28 protein-coding genes are annotated in these 23,498 nt (G+C 40.3%); 14 read left to right on the top strand and 14 right to left on the bottom strand.

Annotated features, from left to right (window positions below):
* Nucleotide 1 precedes the first annotated feature (1 nt).
* From AC13CS_RS08755 to AC13CS_RS08725, 7 genes are all read left to right on the top strand, one after another.
* Complete coding sequence (locus tag AC13CS_RS08755) at nucleotides 2-1,033, top strand: amidohydrolase family protein (protein WP_293164183.1); 1,032 nt, start codon at nucleotides 2-4, stop codon at nucleotides 1,031-1,033.
* A 16-nt stretch (nucleotides 1,034-1,049) separates the two neighbouring features.
* The gene (locus tag AC13CS_RS08750; RefSeq protein WP_293164186.1) at nucleotides 1,050-1,409 is read left to right on the top strand and encodes an amidohydrolase family protein; all 360 of its coding nucleotides are present in this window, start codon (nucleotides 1,050-1,052) and stop codon (nucleotides 1,407-1,409) included.
* A gap of 96 nt (nucleotides 1,410-1,505) precedes the next feature.
* Nucleotides 1,506-2,198, top strand: coding sequence for a DUF2490 domain-containing protein (locus tag AC13CS_RS08745; RefSeq protein WP_293164189.1), 693 nt, complete (start codon nucleotides 1,506-1,508; stop codon nucleotides 2,196-2,198).
* 64 nt (nucleotides 2,199-2,262) lie between these two features.
* Nucleotides 2,263-2,850, top strand: coding sequence for a superoxide dismutase family protein (locus AC13CS_RS08740; RefSeq protein ID WP_293164192.1), 588 nt, complete (start codon nucleotides 2,263-2,265; stop codon nucleotides 2,848-2,850).
* 106 nt (nucleotides 2,851-2,956) lie between these two features.
* On the top strand, nucleotides 2,957-3,580 hold the full coding sequence (locus AC13CS_RS08735; RefSeq protein ID WP_293164195.1) for a hypothetical protein: 624 nt from the start codon (nucleotides 2,957-2,959) through the stop codon (nucleotides 3,578-3,580).
* Between the two features lie 80 nt (nucleotides 3,581-3,660).
* Entirely contained in the window at nucleotides 3,661-4,188 is a 528-nt protein-coding gene (locus AC13CS_RS08730) for a sigma-70 family RNA polymerase sigma factor (protein WP_293164198.1), read from the top strand.
* Nucleotides 4,189-4,190: 2 nt separating this feature from the next.
* Complete coding sequence (locus tag AC13CS_RS08725; RefSeq protein WP_293164201.1) at nucleotides 4,191-4,988, top strand: anti-sigma factor; 798 nt, start codon at nucleotides 4,191-4,193, stop codon at nucleotides 4,986-4,988.
* A 13-nt stretch (nucleotides 4,989-5,001) separates the two neighbouring features.
* Here the strand turns inward: AC13CS_RS08725 and AC13CS_RS08720 are convergent, their stop codons facing one another.
* On the bottom strand, nucleotides 5,002-5,982 hold the full coding sequence (locus AC13CS_RS08720) for a CorA family divalent cation transporter (RefSeq protein ID WP_293164204.1): 981 nt from the start codon (nucleotides 5,980-5,982) through the stop codon (nucleotides 5,002-5,004).
* Between the two features lie 70 nt (nucleotides 5,983-6,052).
* On the opposite strand from AC13CS_RS08720, the gene AC13CS_RS08715 reads away from it, so the two are divergent.
* Complete coding sequence (locus AC13CS_RS08715) at nucleotides 6,053-6,589, top strand: mechanosensitive ion channel domain-containing protein (RefSeq protein ID WP_293164207.1); 537 nt, start codon at nucleotides 6,053-6,055, stop codon at nucleotides 6,587-6,589.
* Between the two features lie 92 nt (nucleotides 6,590-6,681).
* Here AC13CS_RS08715 and AC13CS_RS08710 read toward each other — a convergent pair whose 3' ends face one another.
* The 3 genes from AC13CS_RS08710 to AC13CS_RS08700 form a co-directional block, all read right to left on the bottom strand.
* Nucleotides 6,682-7,971, bottom strand: coding sequence for a tetratricopeptide repeat protein (locus AC13CS_RS08710; RefSeq protein WP_293164210.1), 1,290 nt, complete (start codon nucleotides 7,969-7,971; stop codon nucleotides 6,682-6,684).
* 65 nt (nucleotides 7,972-8,036) lie between these two features.
* The gene (locus tag AC13CS_RS08705) at nucleotides 8,037-8,774 is read right to left on the bottom strand and encodes a DUF4331 family protein (protein ID WP_293164213.1); all 738 of its coding nucleotides are present in this window, start codon (nucleotides 8,772-8,774) and stop codon (nucleotides 8,037-8,039) included.
* A gap of 19 nt (nucleotides 8,775-8,793) precedes the next feature.
* Nucleotides 8,794-9,486 carry a DUF4331 family protein gene (locus AC13CS_RS08700; RefSeq protein ID WP_293164216.1) on the bottom strand — a complete coding sequence of 231 codons (693 nt, stop codon included), beginning with the start codon at nucleotides 9,484-9,486 and terminating at the stop codon, nucleotides 8,794-8,796.
* 165 nt (nucleotides 9,487-9,651) lie between these two features.
* Between AC13CS_RS08700 and AC13CS_RS08695 the strand changes: the two genes are divergently transcribed.
* Nucleotides 9,652-10,842, top strand: coding sequence for an LETM1-related biofilm-associated protein (locus AC13CS_RS08695; protein ID WP_293164219.1), 1,191 nt, complete (start codon nucleotides 9,652-9,654; stop codon nucleotides 10,840-10,842).
* A 90-nt stretch (nucleotides 10,843-10,932) separates the two neighbouring features.
* Here the strand turns inward: AC13CS_RS08695 and AC13CS_RS08690 are convergent, their stop codons facing one another.
* From AC13CS_RS08690 to AC13CS_RS08660, 7 genes are all read right to left on the bottom strand, one after another.
* Nucleotides 10,933-11,688, bottom strand: coding sequence for a LytR/AlgR family response regulator transcription factor (locus tag AC13CS_RS08690; RefSeq protein ID WP_293164222.1), 756 nt, complete (start codon nucleotides 11,686-11,688; stop codon nucleotides 10,933-10,935).
* 85 nt (nucleotides 11,689-11,773) lie between these two features.
* Nucleotides 11,774-12,109 (bottom strand): 2TM domain-containing protein, encoded by a 336-nt coding sequence (locus AC13CS_RS08685; RefSeq protein ID WP_293164224.1) that lies wholly within the window; start codon nucleotides 12,107-12,109, stop codon nucleotides 11,774-11,776.
* Between the two features lies 1 nt (nucleotide 12,110).
* Nucleotides 12,111-12,416, bottom strand: coding sequence for a 2TM domain-containing protein (locus AC13CS_RS08680; protein ID WP_293164227.1), 306 nt, complete (start codon nucleotides 12,414-12,416; stop codon nucleotides 12,111-12,113).
* A gap of 2 nt (nucleotides 12,417-12,418) precedes the next feature.
* The gene (locus AC13CS_RS08675; RefSeq protein ID WP_239057419.1) at nucleotides 12,419-12,721 is read right to left on the bottom strand and encodes a 2TM domain-containing protein; all 303 of its coding nucleotides are present in this window, start codon (nucleotides 12,719-12,721) and stop codon (nucleotides 12,419-12,421) included.
* A 44-nt stretch (nucleotides 12,722-12,765) separates the two neighbouring features.
* Complete coding sequence (locus AC13CS_RS08670) at nucleotides 12,766-13,044, bottom strand: 2TM domain-containing protein (protein ID WP_293164232.1); 279 nt, start codon at nucleotides 13,042-13,044, stop codon at nucleotides 12,766-12,768.
* Between the two features lie 298 nt (nucleotides 13,045-13,342).
* Nucleotides 13,343-14,671, bottom strand: a complete 1,329-nt coding sequence (locus tag AC13CS_RS08665; protein ID WP_293164234.1) for a 2TM domain-containing protein — start codon at nucleotides 14,669-14,671, stop codon at nucleotides 13,343-13,345.
* 6 nt (nucleotides 14,672-14,677) lie between these two features.
* Nucleotides 14,678-15,301, bottom strand: a complete 624-nt coding sequence (locus AC13CS_RS08660; RefSeq protein WP_293164237.1) for a hypothetical protein — start codon at nucleotides 15,299-15,301, stop codon at nucleotides 14,678-14,680.
* A gap of 183 nt (nucleotides 15,302-15,484) precedes the next feature.
* Here AC13CS_RS08660 and AC13CS_RS08655 point away from each other — a divergent pair, with 183 nt between their 5' ends.
* Entirely contained in the window at nucleotides 15,485-16,096 is a 612-nt protein-coding gene (locus AC13CS_RS08655; RefSeq protein WP_293164240.1) for an FMN-binding negative transcriptional regulator, read from the top strand.
* Nucleotides 16,097-16,099: 3 nt separating this feature from the next.
* On the opposite strand, the gene AC13CS_RS08650 is transcribed toward AC13CS_RS08655, so the two are convergent.
* Nucleotides 16,100-17,890 (bottom strand): PorP/SprF family type IX secretion system membrane protein, encoded by a 1,791-nt coding sequence (locus AC13CS_RS08650; RefSeq protein ID WP_293164243.1) that lies wholly within the window; start codon nucleotides 17,888-17,890, stop codon nucleotides 16,100-16,102.
* Nucleotides 17,891-18,162: 272 nt separating this feature from the next.
* Here AC13CS_RS08650 and AC13CS_RS08645 point away from each other — a divergent pair, with 272 nt between their 5' ends.
* Together AC13CS_RS08645 and AC13CS_RS08640 are read left to right on the top strand one after the other, a co-directional pair.
* Nucleotides 18,163-18,642: a GNAT family N-acetyltransferase gene (locus AC13CS_RS08645; RefSeq protein ID WP_163625695.1), complete on the top strand. Its 480-nt coding sequence runs from the start codon at nucleotides 18,163-18,165 to the stop codon at nucleotides 18,640-18,642.
* Between the two features lie 118 nt (nucleotides 18,643-18,760).
* Nucleotides 18,761-19,183 carry a DoxX family protein gene (locus AC13CS_RS08640; RefSeq protein WP_293164249.1) on the top strand — a complete coding sequence of 141 codons (423 nt, stop codon included), beginning with the start codon at nucleotides 18,761-18,763 and terminating at the stop codon, nucleotides 19,181-19,183.
* 1 nt (nucleotide 19,184) lies between these two features.
* Here the strand turns inward: AC13CS_RS08640 and AC13CS_RS08635 are convergent, their stop codons facing one another.
* On the bottom strand, nucleotides 19,185-21,347 hold the full coding sequence (locus tag AC13CS_RS08635) for a TonB-dependent receptor (protein ID WP_293164252.1): 2,163 nt from the start codon (nucleotides 21,345-21,347) through the stop codon (nucleotides 19,185-19,187).
* A 212-nt stretch (nucleotides 21,348-21,559) separates the two neighbouring features.
* Between AC13CS_RS08635 and AC13CS_RS08630 the strand changes: the two genes are divergently transcribed.
* Both AC13CS_RS08630 and AC13CS_RS08625 read left to right on the top strand, forming a co-directional pair.
* Complete coding sequence (locus tag AC13CS_RS08630) at nucleotides 21,560-21,979, top strand: DUF2141 domain-containing protein (protein WP_293164254.1); 420 nt, start codon at nucleotides 21,560-21,562, stop codon at nucleotides 21,977-21,979.
* A 277-nt stretch (nucleotides 21,980-22,256) separates the two neighbouring features.
* Complete coding sequence (locus AC13CS_RS08625) at nucleotides 22,257-23,198, top strand: LysR substrate-binding domain-containing protein (RefSeq protein ID WP_293164257.1); 942 nt, start codon at nucleotides 22,257-22,259, stop codon at nucleotides 23,196-23,198.
* A 33-nt stretch (nucleotides 23,199-23,231) separates the two neighbouring features.
* Here AC13CS_RS08625 and AC13CS_RS08620 read toward each other — a convergent pair whose 3' ends face one another.
* Nucleotides 23,232-23,429: a hypothetical protein gene (locus AC13CS_RS08620; protein WP_293164260.1), complete on the bottom strand. Its 198-nt coding sequence runs from the start codon at nucleotides 23,427-23,429 to the stop codon at nucleotides 23,232-23,234.
* Between the last annotated feature and the right edge of the window lie 69 nt (nucleotides 23,430-23,498).

Below are 23,498 nucleotides of genomic sequence, written 5' to 3'. Positions count from 1 at the left end.
AATGATCCGACTACTTTTTTTATCTCTTATACCTATTATAATAAGCTGTAAAAAGGAGACCACCAACCATTTCGATTTGGCAATCACCAATGCCCAGGTCATCCATCTGGAAACTGGAAAAGTTGAACACCAGAACATTTTTATTTCCAACGGTATAATCAAAGCGGTCGAAGCGGTTGGCTCAAGTAATTTTAAAGCTGATTCCACCATCGACGCCTCTGGAAAATATCTACTGCCCGGTTTTTGGGACAATCACATCCATTTACGTGGTGGGGACACTTTGATTGCAAACAACAAGAATTTTTTAAAATTATTTATTGCCAACGGCATTACCACGGTCCGTGATGCAGGTGGTGACCTTACCCATTCTGTTATGGAATGGAAAAACAAAATCGCTTCGGAAGAATTGACCGGCCCCACGATTTTTACTGCAGGACCTAAAATTGATGGCCCAAAAGCCACTTGGGCGGGCTCTTTGGAAGTTGAAACGGAAGAAGCTGTTGTACAGGCTTTGGATTCCCTTGAAGCCTTGAACGTAGACTTTGTAAAAATTTATGATAGCAGAATTTCTCCTAAAAACTACCTAAAAGCTATCGAAGAAGCCAAAAAAAGGGGATTCACTGTATCGGGCCACATGCCGTTTACTGTTACTTTGGATGAAACCATTAATGCTGGGATGGATGGCATTGAACACCTCTACTACATAATGAAGGGGAGTGCCGGCAATGAACTTGAGGTTACCAAAAAAATGAACAATGGCGAAATGGGCTTTTGGAACGCCATGCCCGCTCTTTTGGACGCTTATTCGGATAGTACCGCGCAGGCGACTTTTAATAAATTAAAAGAAAACGATGTCTTTGTGGTGCCAACACTTCATATTGGAAAAACATTGAGTTATTTGGATGAGGTTGACCATACCAAGGACAAATACCTTAACTACATGGGCCAGGGAATAATCAAGACCTACCAAGGTAGAATCCGGTCAGCATTAAATTCATCAGAAGAAGCTAGGGAAAATCGTAAAAAAACTTGATACATTCTTTGGTAAATTGGCTAAATCACTTAACGATGCCGGTGTTCAGCTATTGGCCGGGTCGGATAGTGGTGCATTTAACTCCTACACATACCCCGGCATATCCTTGCACAAAGAATTACAGGTAATGGTGGAAAACGGAGTATCACCATTGGATGCGCTTCGCACCTCAGCCTTTAACGGCGCCAAGTTTTTACATAAAACCGATGATTATGGAACTGTTTCCAAAGGAAAAGTATCAGACTTGGTTATTTTGGAAGCCAACCCTTTGGATGATATTGAAAACAGTCAAAAGATCTTTACAGTAATCAAAGGAACCCAAGTATTTTCCAAAAGTGAGTTACAAGAATTATTGAAGAGTGCTGCAATTGAATAACATCGTTTTGAACTAACGCAATTCCTTTACACTAATTAAAGATCAAAGTATCATATTTTGGTATCTTTAGCATTTCATTTTTTTTAAACCTATTATATGATCAAAAAATTAGCAACCCTATTTATCTTATTTGGATTATTAACTGTAAATGCACAACAACCCGGGGAGGATGAAATGGGTGCCTGGTACATGTATTTTGGCACCAACAAAGTTTCGGAACGCTTCAGTATTCATACCGAGGCCCAGTTCCGGTTTTACGAAACCACCAGCAACTTTAACCAAATGCTTCTGCGAACCGGACTCAATTATCATATAAATCCAAATGCCATAGCTACGGCCGGTTATGGTTATATTGATACCGACAATACCTACTTTGAGCTCGAAGGCGAGGTCAACTCCAAAGAACATCGGATTTTTGAGCAGTTTATTCTAAAGAATAAAGTTTGGGAACTTCTATTTGAGCACCGTTACAGGTTAGAACAACGTTTCCTGGATTTTGGCGAAACCACCGAAACCCAACATAGGGCCCGCTACCGTATTCAGATGACCTTGCCTCTTACAGATACATTCTTCCTCAACTTTTATGATGAACTTTTTATTAACCTCCAGGATGATTTGTTCGGTCAAAACCGACTATACGGAGCTGTTGGCGTACACATTACGGAGAACAGTAGTGTACAGTTGGGATACCTGAGAAACCAGTTTGCAAATGCCGTTTACAACCGATTACAGTTCGGAGTTTTCTACAATCCGGATTTGAGGGGACTCTTCAAAAAGAAGAAACCTTAAAAATGTTTGACAGCAGTACATATTATCCCTAACTTATAGGCTAATCTTTAAAACAATCATTTTAATGAAAAAAGTACAAATAACAGTCTTGACGCTACTATTTATAACGGCCTTTAGCTGTAAACAAGCAAAAAAAGAAGCCCAAGAAACAACGGAGGAAGTCGAGGAAACCGTTGAACAAGTGGCAGAAAAAATCGACCCACAGGTCATTACTTTTGAAATGGAACCAAAAAGCGATAGCAACGTAAGTGGTGAAGTCGTTTTTACCCAAGATCAAGGAGAAGTAATCATGAGAGCTACCTTTTTAGGACTTGACGAAGGTGAGCATGCCATTCACCTGCACGAAAAGGCCGATTGTTCGTCTGCCGATGGAAAATCAACCGGAGGACACTGGAACCCAACTTTTGAAGAACACGGAAAATGGGGTTCGGAAGATGGTTACCACAAAGGTGATATTGGTAATTTTACCGCTGATGCCGATGGCAACGCCACCGTAGAATTTTCTACGGACGAATGGTGCATTGGTTGCGGCGATGAGAAAAAAGATATTTTGGGAAAAGCGGTAATCGTTCACCAAGGTGTTGATGATTACACATCGCAACCCTCAGGTGCCGCAGGAGCAAGAATTGCCTGTACCGGCATCATTCAATAATATTGAAATAACAACAATGTAAAAAGCTGTCCAACCGGGCAGCTTTTTTTTTGTTGACCACCCTTTAAATATTGTCTAACTTGGACCTAAATTTAAAATAACCAGGATGAAAAAATTTCAAATTGCTGTATTAAGCCTATTACTGGTAGCCGGTTTTAGCTGCAAGCAAACAAAAAAAGAAGAAGAAAAAACGAAAGAAACGGTTGCCAAGACCTATAGTATTGTAGAAGATTCTACCAATGTTAGGTTTACTGCCTATAAAACAACAGATAAAGTTCCTGTTGGTGGAACTTTTCAAGAAGTTGAATTGACCTATACCTCTGGCGAAACACCCGAGGAAACATTGGATGGCCTTAAATTTTCCATTCCAGTGAGCAGCCTTTTCACTAACGATACCACAAATACAAGAGATCCTAAAATCATCCGTTTCTTTTTTGATGTAATGGCAGAAACCCAATCCATAACCGGAACTTTTTCTTTTGATGAAAACAACAAGTGCTCCGTAAACCTAAGTATGAACGGAGTTTCCACTGATCTCCCAATGGAATATGAGATTACGGACGATAACCATGTGAATTTTTCCGGAGTAATGGATTTGAAAAAATGGAATGCCCTGGACGCATTGACATCATTGAACAAAGCGTGCATGGATCTACACACTGGAGCTGATGGTGTGAGCAAAACTTGGGAAGATGTCGCTATCAAAGCATCTGTTTTGCTTAAACAATAACACCCAACCACACGTCCATCAAGATTTATGAAAAGAGCTGCCAAGAGCAGCTCTTTTTTTATATATTTAACCAACTACAAATGAATCTGGACAACCTCATACAACAATATCAGAAAAAGGATAAAGTAGCTTTTGAGACTTTGTACAATATGTACGCTGAAAATATTTGTGGGGCAATCAATGTAATTGTGAAAGATTCTGAACGCTCCCAAGAAATTTGTCAAGATGTCTTTATAAAAATTTGGGAGAAATCCGACCAGTACAATCCGTCCAAGGGACGCTTTTTTACATGGTTATTAAACATTGCACGGAATGCCGCTATAGATGAAGTGCGCTCAAAAGCCCATAAGAACAAAAAAAAGAACCTTCCCGTTGATTCCCTCGTAGGTATTTATGAAAACGACGAGGATTTAAACAGTAAAATGGACACCATTGGCCTTCAATCTTTATTAAAAGGGTTGAAAGAAAAGTGCATTTTATTGATAGATATGCTTTATTTTAAGGGGTATACCCAGAAAGAAGCGGCCAAAGAGCTCAACACGCCAATTGGCACTATAAAAACAAGGATAAGAAGCTGTATTTCTAGCATTAGAAAAAATATGGCATAAGCATGGATGTAGAAGAATACATAGCGTCTGGAATATTGGAACTCTACGTTGCTGGAGCACTGTCCCCCGAAGAAAATTTGGAGGTGCAGCATTATGCCATTCAGTACCCTGAAATCAGAAAGGAAATTGAAGCAATTGAAAGAGCTATCCTTGAAATTACCGAAGCCGCTTCGCCAAAAATGCCACAGGATGGGTTTGCCAAGATAAAAGCTGAAATAGATGATGTTATTCCATTTACTCCCCAAGCCACTTCAAGCAAGGGGACTCCGTGGAGAAGTTATTTAGGATGGGCAGCATCGGTACTATTGGCCATTGGTTTGTTCTGGATGTACACGGAAAATTCGAAGTTGAAATCTGAGATAGAGATTACCAATCAGGAAAAGCAAAGCTTGGAGGACGTTCTGTCCAACACCCAAGAAGAAATAACCCTTAAGGAAAGCCTATTGCAACAGCTTAGGGACAAAAACGTGACAGTGATCGCCCTTGGCGGACAAACGGTATCCCCATCATCTTACGCAAAAGCCTACTGGAACAAAGAAGAAAACAAAGTGATTATTGATGGGCAAGGTCTGCCTGAACCACCAGATGGGTTCACCTATCAGGTTTGGTCCCTGAAATTGGACCCGCTCACCCCTACCAGTATTGGTTTGCTGGATGATTTCGCATCACAGGACACCAAACTCTTTACCCTGGAAAATGCCAACGAATCCGAAGCCTTTGGAATTACTTTGGAGCCTGAAGGCGGTAGTGAAACGCCAACGCTGGAACAATTGTATACCTTGGGTGCGGTCGGTTCTTAAAGCAGATTGCCTTCTAAAACCATTTTTTTCGCTTAAAAATGATAATGGAGATTACGGTAACAACCAACATTACCCCCAATAAGGTAAAATAGCCGTAGGGCCATTTTAATTCGGGCATATTTTCAAAGTTCATACCATAAATACCTGCCAAAAATGTAAGTGGGATAAACACTACCGAAAAAATGGTCAAGGTCTTCATAACTTCGTTCAATCGGTGTCCCTGTACACTAAAAAACAAGTTTATTTGGCTTTCCAGTTCCATAATATCGGAATCTATATCGGTAATCAATCCATTGATCTGCTCCCTGAGTTCACTAAAATACTTAGTCTGAAATCCCTTTACCTCTACCCTTTCCAGTTTAACTATAATATCCCTAAGCCCATGTGACGCCTTTTTAAAATCTTGAATGATTGCCTTTTTTTGTTCCACTTCGAACATAAATTCCGGTGTAGGCTCACGTTTTACAATGGCGTCCAATGCGTTTTCCATTATCACACTTTCCTCATATTTATCCTTATAGTTGTTTATCAAGGTTTCCAGAATAAAAAAGAGGAGGTAGTCCGCCCGTTTTTTTCTGATGATTCCCTTGTTTTCAAATATGCGTTGGCGAATCCAATCAAAATGGTCGCCCCGTTTTTCTTGTATGCACCAATTAAAATCCTTGGACACCACAAAATACATTTGTTCGGATTCCATACTATATCCTTCGGTTTTTAGGATTTGGGCAGCAATAAACAATTGGTCTTCCAATACAATGACCTTATTGCCCATTTTTGGATTCAACAACAATCGTAATAAAAAATCATCCAGGCCATTGCCACCAACCATTTGTCTAAACTCCTCCATATACTCCAACCCATAAGTGTTTACCCAGGTAATGGATTTATCCCCTTTGGACAGTAATAGATCTTCTTGCAAAGAGAATTTTCGATTATAGTAATTGTCCGGTGAGTAATTTATTACCCATGAATTTTCTTCAAATTCTGTTATCATGGCTTAAAAAGTGAAAGGGTTTATTCGTAGTTTAGGACTATAAGTTAATCCAAATTTACTAAGAACCATTATGATTGACCCCATGTCCTTTAAATCCGAGATTTTATTCACTATTGTCCTTCTGGCCATCATCATAGCCCTCAATTCGTTGAGCAAAAGGGCCATTAGGCGTTTTGGCAAAATCAGTTCCATTGATATGAACAGCAGGAAAATTATTTTTTACTTGAGCAACTTGCTGTATTATCTAGTGGCGTTCATTGGGATTTCGTTGATCTGGGGTGTGAACTGGGAAGATTTTTCTGTGTTTATATCCTCCATTCTGGCCATTTTGGGAATTGGATTTGTGGCCCAATGGTCCATTTTGTCCAACTTAACGGCCAGTGTTATACTGTTTTTCAATCATCCATTGCGTTTGGGCGACAGAATCCGCGTAATGGACAAAGATTTTGATTGGACGGGAAAAGTAGAGGATATCAGCGGTTTTTACCTTTTTATGCGCACTGATGATGGCAAACAAATAACAATACCTACCAACTTGGTGATTCAAAAAGGAATAGAAATATTAAAAGAGGAAAAAACGGAACCCGACTTAAGTGCCGATAAATAAAACGCCATGGCTTTACAACCATGGCGCACCTAAAAACAACAACCAAGCCGAGACCATGGCGATCTCCAACCTAGGTTCTTAAAGGGTAAAGCTCAAAGACTGGCAATTTGAGCCTCTTTAATAGGCCCAAGTTCGTATGTTGCCCCCATTAGCTCTTGCTTTAATTCGCTTACTTTTTCTTTTTTGCCATTGGCCTTATAGATTTCTGCCGCTTGGTGAAGAATGGCCGGCTCATACGTAGCACCGATTACGTGCTTTTCTATAACCTCCATGGCTTTTTGTTCCTCTCCCAAATAAAGTAAGCTATATGCCAACCATCCATAAGACTCTGGCGTAGGTCTGTTGTTCACTTCTTTCTGTGCCAGTTTAAATGCACTCTGTTCCACATCCATGCTCAATAAAAAATCTACATTATGGGCATTGTACATATCGCCATAATCTTTGTTGTTGCCCACAATCCTATAATAGCTGTCCAATGCTTGGACTTTGAGCATATCATCATTTAAAAAGGAGGCCACTTCGGCTTTCAACAGGTAATATTCGGGAGATTTGTTCTTTTTCATGATGGAGTCCAATATCCGGAGGGCCTCGGTGCCATTTCTTTCGTGTGAGTATACTATCCAAGCTATACCTTTTTTGGCGTATGCATTTTGAGCATCTATCCGGAGCGCTCTTAGGTACAGCTTATAAGAATCTTCAATTCGCCCAGCATGTCCATAAAAATCGGCAAGATTGGTGTAGGACCACAATAGCAAATCTTTGTTTTTTGATGATTCGGCCTTAGCCGTGGCCTTTTCCATAAATTGAATGGCCGTGTCCAAATCGCCTTTGTGATCGTTCCATTTTGCCACACGGATCAAATAGCCAAAGTCGGACATATTCTGGATGCTATCCAAATATTGGTTGGCCAAATCATAATTGCCCAATTCCATGTGCAGGTCAAACAGCAAACTCTGCGTTTCGTTTACGCCACTTCCCAAAACCCTGGCTTCCTTGGCTAATTGCAGTGCTTCTTTAAAACGGTGTTGGGAGATATAATTCCTGGCAAGAGCCCGCAAATATCCCGATTTGCCCACAGCAGCGATTTCCACGGCTTTTTTAAGGGATTGCTCGGCATCTTTTAAATATTTGATGTCACCCGTTCCTTTAAAAAAACGGCTGTATTCTCCAGCTACATTGCCCAAACTGAGCAATTGTATACTATCGGATTTGATTTTGTTATCCCAAAGTTTAAAGTATTTGGATGTGGTCCTTACAGGTTCTGATGCCAAAAAGTGATCGTAATCCTGTCTATTCGTTTTGAATTCAGTTTCTTCCTGCTGACACGACACCAAAAACAACAGGGCAAGCGGCAAAAAGATATATTGTATTGTAGTTTTCATTTTGTTGTTGTTTTTAATTAAAAAAGGGGAAGGAAAGTTTCCTTCCCCCATCCCTTTCATAGCAATTACTCGGGTGCTCCCAAATAGGGAAATGTAGTTGAAATATTGGCCGTAAGCCCAACACCATCAGATGTTAGCCTTGGCAAATCGGCCATACCATCGTCATCAAGATCTTGACCACTAAACCGGTCACCTTCCATACCTCCGAAGAACAAAATCAGCGATACATCAATAATGTCATCGTTTGGGTGTCTTCCTGTTAGAGCCACCTCATCCCCGTCGGGCACCAACACATTGCCATCGCCATCAAGGTCGGTGCCTGGATTAAAATATGTTGTAGGAAGATCTGGAGCTACTTCCAAAACGTCTGCCGCCAAAACAGTAGTCAAGGTTGCGGCATCCAATCCTAGAATATTGTTCTCATAATTCACATCTGCAGGGTCCAATCCCAGTTTAAGGGCGTAAACGTCGTGGTATTGCTCCAATCTGGCTTGAAATCCTGCTTGGAAGGTGGCTGCCATTTCCGAAGGAATTGTGGTGTTGTGGGCATCTTTAACGCTTGCCTCACCTTCCATATCAAAACTCAATGTGGTATTTATTCCTGGGCGACCAAGGTGGTCTACCTGTGCAAATGTTCCTGTAAAATCGGCTCCCATCATATCGTCGTCGTCCATCATATCATCATCCATCATCATATCATCGTCCATCATCATGTCGGCTCCGTTGTCATCATTGCTGCAGCCAACCACTAGGCCTAAGCTAAGCACAAGGGCTGTTATGTAAATTGATTGTCTTAGTTTCATAATATCTGTTTAAAGTTTCTTATTGTTTTCTGTTTGTAGTCACCCAAGTTTTATATACTGAAAGTCCAAGGGCGTTCGTAGCTGTTGGTACTCCCAACATGCTGTTTGGAATTTCCACTACAATGGAAAGTGTATTGGCACCATCAAAAGTGTCTGCAGCTTCTTCTGGGGGCAAAAACCCTCCTGGAGCGGAATCCGTCTCAGGAGATATCACTGCATTGAACTGGAAAAAGTCAAAAAAGAATGGGTCTTGTCTGGGCCCGGCAAAAAGTAATACTCCATCCGAGGTTGTTTCTACAATGGCGGTAGCACCAGAAATCTCCACATCACCCAAAGCGGCATCGGTATACACTTCGCTGCTCAAACCTGTTTGAGAAGGAGCCGTTGGACCAAAAAAGTACATTCTACCGTCTCTTGCGATGGCTTGGATCACTTGGTCTTCTACCAAATCCCCATCCAAATCAATATTGATTTCGGTAAGTACATCCTCGTCAAAAGTTCCGTAAGCCAACTCGGGCAATACATTGGATTGCAGGTCTACCACAAATACGGTATTGTCCGACCCCTCGCTGGGTTCAAAAGCATAAAAATCGGCAATGTCCGCAGTGGTTCCAGCCGAAGAGGGCGCATCTATATGGTCTGCAGCAACCAATACTGTAGCTGCAATTACCAAGGCGCCTAAGCCTAATAGGTATTTCGTTGTTTTTTTCATGTTACTTGTTTTAAAGTTTCGTTCACCCCTACCTACGGAACCTTTTAGAGGGTGGTTTGGTTTTAAAATGTTAAAATTGTCTTAATGTAATTTTAATGAAGTACTCGTCCCTAGATCAAAAAAAGTCGGATAATTTGTTTTACTTTGGCTAGTCAATTCATTAAAATGAACCCTTCTGCCTCTGGATGGATTAATAAGTTTGGTCACCTTGTAGACCAAGAGTCTTCTAAATTTAAAGACTTTAACAGCCTGTACAGGGAACTCAAAGCAAATGGCTTTATTTACGGCGTGCATTTAAATATATCTTCCTTTATTGAGGTGGAACACACCTTGAGCGAAGATGAAATTGCCAAGATCAACTTGCTCACCGCTTTATATTTTACCTATACTTTTGAAGTGGGGAAAACGGATTTCGAAGCATTTGTAAACAAAGTGTTCGAGTACTATCAGTCTTTGAATGTTAGCAAGGTTTCTTTCCTTAATAGAATATTGAGCGGTTCCAAAACGGAGTCCCAACTTGAAAAATTGATTGATTCCAGAATCTATTTAAGCGACAATACTTTTAGCAGGGCATTGGGAAATAGCCTGACCAATTCCTTGCTGTATGTTGACATCCTTATATTTATGGTTTACCTCCGAGGCAATAGGGACATGATGGAACATGCCCGACTTTTGGAGTACGTGACCATCAACATTGTTTACCATGCGCTCAACTCCAAAGAGACCCACGAATCTGATGAGAAATTGATTCAATTATTGGGTTCATCCCTAACCTATGTCGACCTCGACAAAACAAAATTTATTGGAAATTTTTCCGATTTATTGACCCAAAATTTTACCGAAAATGAAAAGGATTATTTTTTGGATATGGCCTGCTTGACGATCTGGGAAGACAAGGCTTTGGACTACACCGAAACGGACTATATTTTTGGTTTGGGAAAGGACCTTGGAAAGTCTAAAAAAGAGGTGGAATTTGAGTTGGGATTTGTTGCGGATTTCTTTGAAAAAAACAAGGACAAAATTGCCTATCTGAACAGCAAAAATTTGGCCGTTCAGTTTTACGATGGTATGTCCAAAAATGTGAGCAAACTTATTCTTAGAAATAGCAAAAGATTAAAAAAGGAGCTCACCCAAAGTAGGGAGTTGGTCGCGCTTTTATCCAAGTCCACGGTCAAGGATTTAAATGCTGAAGAGAAGAAAAAAGTACAAAATCAATTGCTCGATATTTTTAAGAGTATTCCCTCTTTGGCTATTTTTATGTTGCCCGGCGGTGCGATTCTTCTGCCTATTTTTATTAAATTGATTCCGAAGTTGCTTCCCTCTGCTTTTGATGATAACCGGGTGGAAGAAAAATAGCGTTTTTTACCTAAAAAAGCCACTATAAGAAATATTTATAGTTAGTTTTATAAATATTTTAATATTTGATAACCAGCTATTTAAATATTGTTATTCTAACCATAACTTAAAGTCCCTGACACGCTCTCTACTTACAATAATATCATGCTCATTAAATCGGTTCAGCTTGATTTGAAGCCTTGAATTTGAGTATGAAATGATGTCTCCTATGTGGTTGATGTTCACGTAGAACTTTCGGCTCACCCTAAAAAATGTCTGAGGTTCCAACTCCTCCTCCAACTGTTCCAAAGTAGTGTCCAACAAATAATTTCTTCCATCCGAAGTTGCCGCATAGGTTCCTTTGTTTTCGCTATAAAAACATTCCACATCATCGGCGTTTATAATTTTTAAATGTTGCCCCACCTTGGCCGTAAATCGTTTTTTGTATTCCCTCTCCAAAGGGTTGATCAAAAGATTTTTTATGTCGTTAAAATCAATCGGTATTCTTCGATTTTCGGGCTTAAAATTTCGGTACTTTTTCACCGCACTTTCCAGCTCCTCTTCGTCTATTGGTTTCAGTAAATAATCAATGCTATTTAACTTAAAAGCTTGGAGCGCATATTCGTCATAAGCGGTGGTAAAAATGATGGCACTTTTTACCTCGATCGCATCAAAAATTTCGAACGAAAGCCCATCGGATAATTGAATGTCCAAAAAGATTAAATCGGGGTGGGGATTATCTTGAAACCAAGCAATGGAATCTTCAACGGAATGCAACATGGTGGAGACCTCAATTTGCAATTCCGAAAGCAATCTGGACAATCGTCTTGCCGCTGGTTTTTCGTCTTCAATGATCAGGACATTCATTTTTACGTTAATTGTTTTTTGGTTAGATACTTTATTGCCTACTGCTCTCTAAAATATAACAACTGACTTTCTACCTATTGTTTTCTTATCTGTATTTATCAACATCATCTTTGTCCTCATCCATATATTTTCGAATCTGTCTTTCTTCCCATTTTTTGAAAAAAGTGAGCCTGTGTCGCGATACAATGATTGAATGGACGGCCAAAATCACTCCCCAAATCAGGATGTTGGCATTGATCCAATCGTAGTAATAGGATTCCTTTGGAAATGTCTCGGGTAAGAAGGACGTCAGAACACCCAATTTGAGCAACAACAAAGTACCATTTACGATAACAAATATGCCGATATGCCTATAATAGCCTTTGAGTTCCTGAACTCGTTTTTTAGCGGCCTCCCTGGCCATGTCTCTGTCTGTCATCATTTTACTTGTACTTGTTCATTTCCTCTTTGTCCTCATCCATATATTTTTGGATTTGACGCTCTTCCCAATCCTTGCCCAACAAGGGGTTGAACCCAAAGGTTCTGGATGCATGGAACAACACTCCCACCCCCCAAGCTACCAATGTGATAAAATGTTCCCATTGCCAAAAACTATCTGACCTTAGGGAGATATTGATCAAAATAAAGGTGTTTATTACCACATAAATGGCCAAGTGTATATAAAAGCCTTTTAGTTCTTCAACCCTTTTCTTGGCTTTATTGTATTTTTCCTTATTAAAGTTTTCCATGATTATTTCCATTTATTGTTCTGTTCTTCATCGCGCATAATCTTCTCTATCTTGCGCTTTTCCCATTGTTTTCCAAAAAAAGGGTTAAGATCAAAAGTTTTAATGGCATGAAAAACAATACCGATACCCCACCCAAAAGCGGCCCACAAAAACCACATATAGCCAAAACCGGTGGTAAAATAATTGATCAGTGCCAATCCTGATATCACTAAAACATAGGAAGTCAGGTTTCCGTAAAACTTTTTAAGCTCGTCCACGCGCTCTCTTGCCCGCATGTACTTATTTTCTTTATCGGTATTTTCCATGGTATTCGTATTTGATGTGATGTTGCAGTTAAAAATACTCATTATTAAAATTCTTTATCGTTCATAAGTTCCTGAATCTTACGCTCTTCCCATTCTTTTCCAAAAAGGGGATTGTGTCCGTAAGCCGACATCCAGTGACCTATTAGTCCAAGTCCCCATCCCACGGCCGGAAAAATAATCCATGGGAAACTTGTAGTGCTATAATTGAGATATCCCAGTAAAGGAATCACAATTAGGTAAGCTGTAAGATTGTAGTAAAAAGATTTGATGCATTCCACCCTTTCCTTGGCTTTGGCATATCGAAGTTCTGTTGCGTTTTCCATGACTGTTCGTTTTTGATTTTTGATTACACTGCTAAATTCGGTATAGCAACTCCCTTAATGAAAAATGAATTTCTGAACTGTGCATTTATTGGGATGAATTGTAGTGTTGGGGTTTAGGGTTTGGGAGAGCAAGCAAAAAGGTTTGATGAAAACAACATAAAACCATTTTAATTGAACTTGAGCTTAGCTAGCCAAAGGGTTCTCGACTGCTCCTTCGACTGTCTGCCCGTGCGACTGGCGGGCGCTCAGGATGACAGCTCGAACTGACATCCGACATCCGACATCCGACATCCAAATTCTAAAAATCATCCTTATCCATAAGCTCCCTGATCTTGCGCTCTTCCCAGCGCTTGCCCCAAAGTGGGTTATAGCCGAAGGCTTCCATTCCATGCACAAGCACACCGAACCCCCAGCCGAATGTTGGAAAAAATGCCCAGAGAAAATCCGTTGTTCTAAAATTGAGCCACCACAAAAAGGGAATCACAATACAATAGGCCATAAGGTTGCCGTAAAAGTCCTTAATTGCCTTTACCCGTTCTTTGGCCTTTACGTACCGTTTTTCTTCGATATAGCTCTCTTGGGTCTCCAATATGGTATATTTTTGGGTGAGCATGGGCAGAGACACACTAAAATCCGTTTCTGTTTTTTTAACGACCATTTCGCGGTCGGTTAAAATACGGTAGCGTTGCTTTATATTCTGTAATCCGACCCCGCTGCTTTTTTTCACCACTTGTTTTTCTTGAAGGTTATTGCTCACGACCAACATGCCTTGTTGTTCAAAAACTTTGATGTGCAATGGCCTTGATGAAGTGACCACATTATGTTTTACGGCATTTTCCAGCAATAGTTGTAGGGACAGCGGCACAATTTTAGCTTCAGGTTGGGAACAGCTATCCGGAATATCGAAGATGATACTGTCCTCAAAACGCATCTTTAGAAGTCTTACGTAAGTTCTGGCGAACTTCAGTTCTTCATCCACGGTAACCAAGTCCTTATTTTTCTGCTCCAGCACATACCTATAAACTTTGGACAGTGATGTTGTAAAGTTTTGGGCCTGATGTGGGTCTTCATCTATCAAACTTGTTAAAACATTGAGGCTGTTGAACAAAAAATGGGGGTCCAACTGGTTTTTTAAAGCATCGAAACGGGCAGATGCCGACCCTGCTATGATCTTCTGTTCTTTTACCTGCTTCTCTTTGTAATATTTATAGTAATAAGCAGCATAGAACAAAATGGCCACTGCCATGGAAATCAAAAAAGAGCTCACATAATACTCCATGCGCTCTTCTGCCAAAAATTGATCTATTGATTTTTGATATACCAGCACCACCAGAACAAATCTGGAAATACCAATTCCGATAATCGAGGCTATAACATTTCCCAGAAAACCATAGCCTATATATTTTTTCGTAAAAAGCTGTTTATCATACTTCCGCATCAAAATGATAAAGGAAGCAGAGTTGAGCATATAAATAATCACGGAAAAAACCATACTCTCCCAAAACTCTGTCCAAAGCTCTTGAAAAGTAAGGTCCCACCCCTTAACAAAAAAAATAATGAGCAAGACCATGTAAATGGCCACCCCCACTAAAAACGCCCTTACAAGTTCCCTTATTAAGAGTTTCATACTTTTCTATTTACCACAGTTTGCCAAAACCTCTTTCGCTCTTTCTTCTCCCCAAGTAGGGTAAAACGGTGTTTCGGATTTAAAGGTAGCAAAAAGTTCCAAGGCTCTTTCCACATCTTTACAATATGGTGTGGTGTCCTTGCCAAAGTATTTTGCCGACCCCATGTCCCACTCTGCCTTGGAGAGTATAACCCGGGGGTTGTTTGGGGCCAGTTCCAATGCTTTTTGATAGAGTTGTGCATTTTTTTGTGACAGGGTCATCCCATAAGTGGCACCATCAAAAGCAATCCAAGCTGTATTAATGAGTGCTTCTTGGATCAATATCTCAGGGTTGTTCGGTGAAATAGCTTTGGCCACATCTATAAATTCTTTGGCTTTTTCGAGCTGTTTGCTCAGTTTTTCTTCATCCTTTTCTCCAAATGAGATTATCGTGTTTATTTGAGAAGCATAATAATAAGGTAACCACTTGTCCGGTTCCGTAGTTGCTATTCGTTCGAACATGTTGGATGCTTCCACTACCTTTTGGTTTTGCCATAATTCAAATGCCTTTTCCATACCCTTTGCGTAGCGGTCTTGTGCGTTAACAAAGGTGGCTCCCATTAATAACATTGATAAAATCAGATTCTTCATGACTGTCGTTTTTTTTATGCTCAGCTTAACTGCGCATTGATTATTGATACCACAAAAATGAACCAGGAACCAAAACTTTAAAAAGAAGGATTACCGAACTGTAAACATTCGAGGATGAACTGTAAGGTATGCAAGCTTTAATTTTTACTTTAGCTGTTCGGTTCCAAAAAATTAAAGCAATCCATGTACATTCCACCTCACTACAACAATCAAAACATTGAAGAAATCAAGGATTTCTTGAGGAACAATAGTTTTGGCATATTGATCAACATTGTAGACGACAAACCATGGGGCACCCATATTCCTTTGGAACTGGAAACCGACGAAAACGGAAATGATATTTTGGTGGGCCACATTGCCAAAGCCAATCCTCAATGGAAAAATTTTACGGACAAAACAGAAGTTCTGTGCATTTTTAATGGTCCGCATGCCTATGTTTCATCTTCTTGGTATAAAGAGGAAGAAGTGCCTACTTGGAACTATATAGCAGTACATGTGTACGGAAATCTAAAGGTTTTAACCGAAGAAGAGACCATGCAATCCATGCACCGACTGGTAGATAAGTACGAGAAAGTCTCCAAAAACCCGATTTCCCTTAAAAACTTATCCCCAAAAACCTTGCGCCAAGTAAAAGGAGTGGTGGGTTTTAAAGTGCAAGTATCGGATATACAGGCTACCTACAAGCTATCCCAGACCCAAGCCAATGATCACCATAAAATAATATCAGAACTTGAGGAAATTCCAGACCCGGGAAGTCGAGGTATTGCCCAGCACATGAAAGGCAAAGCCACTTAGTGGCTATTCTATATCTTGAAAATTGGTATCCGCCCAATTGGAATACCTCGGGTTCTCAACATGCATGATCCAAATTTCGTCTTGGTACTTGCCCTTCATTTTTGATTGATATGCAGCGTATGCCATTTCATTTTCTTCATATTTTGCCAAATACACATAATTGAGACCGTTATCCGGGTTCCTGAAGTATTGTGCCTGCAATCCCTTGCTTTTCAATTCTTTCATAAAGTTTTTTAGGTAGGTCTCATTTTTGAAAACGTTGGCCACAATATAGTGCCCTTGCCCTACTCCTTCAAGGTCAATGTATTTTTCAATGGGCTTAAACGCACCTCCATGAAAAGTTCCTTCACTTTTCTTATTGGATTGTTTGTTTACGGATTTGGAATTATCCACAAGAGCAGCTTGCGCTGTAGAAGCTTCAATTTCATTGTAAACAGAGTCCAAATCCTTGTTGTCCGCCAAATATAGTTTTTGGGCCTTGGTCTCAATATCGGGAATCTCATCCCCATTGTGCCTTTTCACGATTCGCATAACCATCTCAAAGCGTTTTTCCATTTCTTGTTCCCTGCCCTGTTTCATGGAATCTATTTTGTAAAGGAGGTCATCAATTACAGCGTAGCTATCTTCTTGCTGCTCCTGCAATTGTGCTACGCGCTCTTCCCAATAGGCTCTGTCCTCTTTATTGGAGGGACGCAGAGTGGTTTCTACATCCAACTTGCCATGTTGCTTTGCTTTTGCGGTTTCATCACTTGCTTCAGCGACAGCCGTATTTTCAACCTTCTTTTTCTCTTCATCGTCGTTGGAAACGAATGTGTTTTTGGAAAGATTGGGAACAAAAGAATAAGCAATTGAAATTTCGTGGGTTACACCAAGGTTGGCAATGTTGCTGTTCAAGCTTTTTTCAAAATTATAGCCAAAGGACAATCGTTGGTTCAAATTGAATCCAGTACCGGCCGATGCACCATAAAATTGGTCGTATCCACCTTGAATCCAACCCAATTTGGGAAGATCCAAAATAATCCCTCCTCCAAAGATAGGGTCTTCGCTCCCTTCAAATCGTGCTCGTGCCAGGGGCATTAATCTCCCATCCTCAAAAACACCTCTTCCATTTTCCAACTCTTTAACAAACTGTACGTGACCTGAAAAAGTTTTTTGGTTTAGGTTGCTCAGGGATTTTCCTGACTTTAAATTATAATCCACCAAATTTTGGGCGAACACTCCAAAGTCGAATTTGCCCAAACTAAGGTTAAGTCCTGGCTGGAACGATATTACAGAACTTTCCTCAGCTTCCATCAAAATGGGATCTCCTCCCTGAGTTACCGCTCTACTAGGATCATAGCCTGTTACATAGTAAGGGATATTCACCCCAAAGGTTAAGCTACTCTCTTCTCCCAACGGGATACCGTGGGAATAATTGGCCATGACACCTAAATTGGAAATGACCCCTTCTTGCTGGTTATATAAGCTGAACCCAAGTCCAACCCTATCGTTCAATCTACCGCTGTAACTCAAAAAGTAGTTCTGGCGGTTGTTTTCGAAATCAGCACTTTGACTGCGATGGAAAAAGTTGATGTACGATTTATCCTCCCGTATTGATGAAAAGGTAGGATTGATCAGAAATCGGTTGAACTTCAACAAATTCTGAAATGGTACATCGTAACTAACATAGGGGTTGCTTTCTTCTTGGGCCTGTAACGGGAAACCCAGAAAAACAAAAATCAATAACGCATAAACATAGCGTTCAAATTGGGGCGGAAATGTGATTTGGGGGAACGGGGGTAGTTTTATCTCCATAGCCGATTGGGATTTGTAGGTTAATATTCCTGATTGGGACAGGACCATATGTTTTTGATAGTCTCATTCGCAAGATTTGGGACTTGTAAGAATTTTATGACTAATTATAATGTAAATCTACATATTTTATCGTCCAACAGGTAATTTTTTCGTTGAACGGTCTATTGAATTGATAGATAAGCAGTTTGAATTCATAAAAATTGAATTTCAGTTTATAAAATGTTCTGGAATTAAATTTATTTTTGACAATAAAATTCAAAATATTCCCCAACATGGATGCGTCTTTTACCATTGTTCCCTATTCTGAAACTTATAAAGATGCTTTTAGGAGCCTGAACGAGGAATGGATTACCAAATATTTTCAGATGGAGGAAATGGACCGTGTTGCGCTCCACCATCCCAAAGAATATATTTTGGACAAAGGCGGGTATATTGCGGTAGCTTTAATAAATGGAGAACCGGTGGGAGTTTGCGCTTTAATTCCTTGCCAATATGCCGGTTATGATTTTGAACTTTCTAAAATGGGCGTCTCCCCCAAAGCGCAAGGCAAAGGTATAGGCAAATTGTTGGGACAGCACATTATTGATAAAGCCAAAGGGTTGGGAGCCCAAAAAATATTTTTGGAGAGCAATCGAAAATTGGCCCCGGCCCTATCGCTTTACAAAAAATTAGGTTTTAAGGAAATGACCAAAATTTCGTCACCTTATGCCCGTAGCGATATTCAAATGGAATTAACAATAACCTCTGCCTAGTACTGCACATGCCAGGTTTGTACCTGTCTTACATTTTTGTAAGGTTTTAAACGACCACCTATTTACTATATCGTTAAAAATGAGTATCTTATAGTGTCAAACCTTAAACCTCATTGTCATGGCTCTAATAAAATCGCTCAATAAATGGGCAAATGCCCGTACTTATCTCCTCTTGGACTTGATCAGAGTTATGCTTGGTATCATCTTTTTTGTCAAGGGAATCGAGTTTATGACCAATTTCACAGAAATGGAGCGAATGGCACGTCCTTTTGAAGGGGTGCCAGGGGGCATGTTCATTCTGCATTATATAGCTCCTGCTCATTTTGTTGGTGGTATTCTTATCGTTGTAGGATTGCTGACTAGATGGGCCTGTATTGCACAGCTACCCATACTTTTGGGTGCCGTTCTTACTAATTTCTTGGGCGAGATGGACACCAACAACCTTATGTTGGCCACCATTGTTTTATTAGCTACCCTCTTCTTTATTGTTTATGGTTCCGGGAAACATTCTGTGGATTATTACCTTAAAATGCAGCAATAGTCTATAAATTGTCCAGTTGGTTGCTCTTGCCATCCGAGCTTATCGTCCAGAAAAATCCAACAAAGAAGAAACTGTCGGCCGGGGGGGTAATTGCTCTTCTATTGAATACTCCGTTGGCATCCGGAACTTCTGCATATTGATAATTGCTCACATTATTGAAACTCAAAAGGTTGCTCACCGAGAAGTATAAAATCTTTTGTTGATCAATAAGATAGGCCCAATTGAAGCTGAGATTATTGTAAGACTTTGTCTTTTCCGTCATAAAACCAGATGTATTGGGGTTGTGGTACGGCCTGCCGGAACCGTACGAATAAGAAAGTCCGACTTGCGACCTTAGCTTATCCACCCAATATTTGGTAACCAACGATACATTATGTTTTGGCGCAAAGTTCGGAGTGGCTTTCTCAGGAAAGTTTCGATAGTTCCGTTCAGTATCCAAAAAGGAATACGAGAACCAATAATCCAAATTCTCAATGCTCTTACTATCCCTCCAAAAAACATCGACGCCCTTGGCATACCCGCCTCCCGAATTGGTGTAATTGGAATTGAACTGTGGCGCATCCGTATCATATTTGACCAACTGGTCATAATCCTTATAATAGGCCTCAGTCCTAAAAGTTTTTCCATTATTGATGTATTGGTAATTGAGGATATAGTGAGATGCTTTTTCCATGTCCAAATTTTGCGTGAACTTAACCACTTCGGTAAGCGGTCTCTGATAAAAATCGCCATAGGCCAAAGAAAACTGCCCGTCCTCTCCCGGTTTATAGGCCAAAGACACCCTTGGCGATATTGTAAACCCATCCAGCAAGCTGCTGTGCACTCCCCGGATACCCAGCTTCATGGCGAACTTGTTGCTCAAGAATATATCTGATTCTGCAAAAGCGGCCCATAAACCATCATTATAACCACTATTGAACTCATCCACATCAACATCGGTATAGGTTTCATCATAATTGGTATTGAAATACTCTGTCCCAAAACTCAAATCATACCGATTACTAAAATTTTTACGTGCCTTTATCTTGATATGTGATGAAGTTTCTTTAGCATCGACCTTGTCTTCCTGTATACCAATATCATTGGTGTCCCATGCAATAGAAGCCCCAGAGGTGAGACTCCAATCGTTAGCAAAAAAGTATTTGTAAGATGAATTAAAATATAGGTTGTTGTTCTTTAAACGGAACTGTACATAATCATCAAAATTGATGTCCTCCTGTTCAATATCCAGATTGGAATGGTTGAATCCCGTGTACAGTTTAAACATACTCTTTTCACCTTTGCTTCTAAAAACCGCTTCCCCAGAAATGGATTCGTACGGGCTGTTCCAACGAACACCTTGGGTGGATGGAATCAAAGCCTCATAAGGGGCAAGATTCATGTAAGATGTATTGATGCTGAGCGATTGGTCGCCCCAAATCTTTGTATGCCCCACTCCACCCCCAACACTCATTATGGAGATATCCGTTTTCTCCTGTAACGGCACATCCGTAGTGTTCAACAAAAGCACACTGGACAATGCCTGTCCATACTCTGCCGAATATCCTCCCGTGCTAAAAGAAATCCCTTTAAAAAGAAATGGTGAAAATCTACCGCGGGTCGGTGTATTATTGGGTGTAGCGTTGAACGGTTGAAAAACACGTAGCCCGTCTATAAAAACCTGGGTCTCTCCTGCCGTACCCCCACGAACGAACAAACGACCGTCCTCGTTTACCGTTGTGGTTCCAGGTAGTGTTTGCAAAGCAGCCACAAAATCGCCCGCAGCCCCTGCTGTGGTAACAATATCCAACGGTTTCAGCACAGACACCTTGGAATTATCTCCTGCCTCAAAGGTTCCCGCGGTCAAAGTAACGCCCGACAACGAATTGACGGACTCCATCAATTTAATATGTAAATCCTTAAAATAGGAAACATCTCCTGCCTCGTAATGTGGTTCGTAGGACAACATGGAAACAACCAGGGTCTGCATTCCCTCTTCAGTTGTCTCAAAGCTAAAATTACCGTCGGCATCCGATGAGGCGCCATCGTAAGTTCCTTCCAAATAAATGTTGGCACCTTCGATGGGGTTGTTTTTGGCATCGGTAACTTTTCCATTGATGGTCTGCTGTGCAAAAACAACTCCGGTACTTAATAATAATGTAATTAGATTGATGATGATTTTCATGACTGATCGTTTTGATTGATGCCACAAAATTGCTCTTGAACACCTTACCAAACGAAAAGGAAATACTCAATTGTAGTTTTTTATTGCTGAATTGAATTACAGTTTTCACTTTGCAGTTCACTCCATAAAATCAACATTTCGGTAGGTTGAAATTTTTATAGACGGTCTTCTTTCTGAATTTTGGAGTAGACAAAACATCAAATACAAATAGTATGAAAACTGTTACACTAGCTTTAAGCTTCCTCTTTGTAAGCATCATTGCCATGGCGCAAGAAAAAACCAACGTAGCTATTACCGTTACCATTGACAATGTAACCAGTGATGAAGGAAAAGTACTTGCCAGCCTGCACACCACCGAAACTTTTATGAAAGGCCCAGGCATACAAAACTTGGAAAGTACCATTGAAAACGGAAAAGTAATCCTGAAGTTCAACAAGGTAGCACCAGGCACCTATGCCATAATGGCCCTGCACGATGCCAACGAAAACAACCGAATGGATTACCAGTCCAACGGAATGCCAAAGGAAAGCTACGGGATGTCCGGCAACGAAATGACCATGGGCCCACCGGATTTTAAAAGTGCCCAGTTTACCGTTGGCGATGAGGATTTGGAAATGAACATCCGGTTTTAATCAAAAAACAACAGTCAATTATTAGAAGAGCCCGTCTAAAAAGCTTGTAGCCTGTCAGTTCGAGCGCAGTAGAGAACCTAAATAACGTTGATAATCAATGGGTTTCGACTTTAGTTTATCCTGAGAAGTCGAAGGGCTCAACCTGACAAAGTCAAAATTTTGTTGCTTTTTAGACGGACTCTTAGCTTTAATACAATCTGCGCCTTTTAGGATTCTTTCTTTTCTATAGACTAACCTAATGGTTTTTTATACTTTTATGCCCTAAACCTATAATTGAATGACCATTACCCAGCTTCAATATGTGCTGGCTGTTGCCGAGCACAAGAACTTTACCCTTGCCGCAGAAAAGAGTTTTGTTACCCAACCCACCTTGAGCATGCAGGTACAAAAGTTGGAGGACGAACTCGATGTCCTCATTTTTGACAGGGGCAAAAAACCCATCACCATTACCGAAGTAGGGGAAAAAATTGTGGCCCAGGCAAAGAACATTGTGGCCGAAGCAGAACGAATCAAGGATATTGTTGATCAAGATAAAGGGTATGTTGGGGGAGATTACACCTTGGGGATAATACCAACTGTAATGCCCACACTGCTCCCCATGTTCCTAAATGCTTTTATAAAAAAATATCCCAAGGTTAACCTCATCATCAAGGAACAATCCACCCAAACTATGATCAAAAATATTATGGATGGGCATTTGGATGCTGGAATAGCCGCAACACCGCTAGAAATTGAGTTTATCAAAGAACGCCCATTATATTATGAACCTTTTGTAGGTTACGTCCCAAAAAATCATAGGCTGGCATCAGAAAATGAAATATCTACGGATGATCTGGATGTAAACGATATTCTTTTGTTGCAGGATGGCCATTGCTTTCGAGAAGGGGTAATCAACCTTTGCAAAGCCTCCAAAAACCGACATGGTGACCATTTTAAAATTGAGAGTGGAAGTTTTGAGACCTTGGTCAGTTTAGCGGATGAAGGCATGGGAATGACCCTATTGCCCTACTTGAATACCCTACACTTGGAAGAGGACAAGAGAACTAACCTAAAATCCTTCCAAAAACCTACTCCGGCACGTGAAATAAGTTTGATTTACCATAAAAGCGAACTGAAAATACAAATTACGGATGCTCTCAGAGAGGTAATCTCCAGTATTGTTCGTGGAGCAATTGCTTTTCAGGATGTGAAAATAATAAGCCCCTTGGCCAAAAATTAAAAGAGCCGCTTTTTAGCGGCTCTTAGTTAGTGTTTATACTTTTAATAATACTAATGTTGATTGTAACTCTGGCTTGTCCACAAGATAAAATTGCAACCAGATTCTAAGCTCTTCCACTTCACTTGGCAATAATCTAGAAATAGCTTTCTGAAGTTCCCTAGCAAAGAGTTTAACATCAAAACTCACCTTTTGAAGGATTGTTTTGGTGTAATCTAACATAGCTCTAGGCATAATAATTTGATTAAATTGAATGTAAAAGGTTGTGTTCTAAATTAGTGAAAAACACGTTTAAAAAACCTA

Source organism: Flagellimonas sp. B-3 (assembly GCF_056857835.1).
This window is presented reverse-complemented; position numbering and strand designations above follow the sequence as displayed.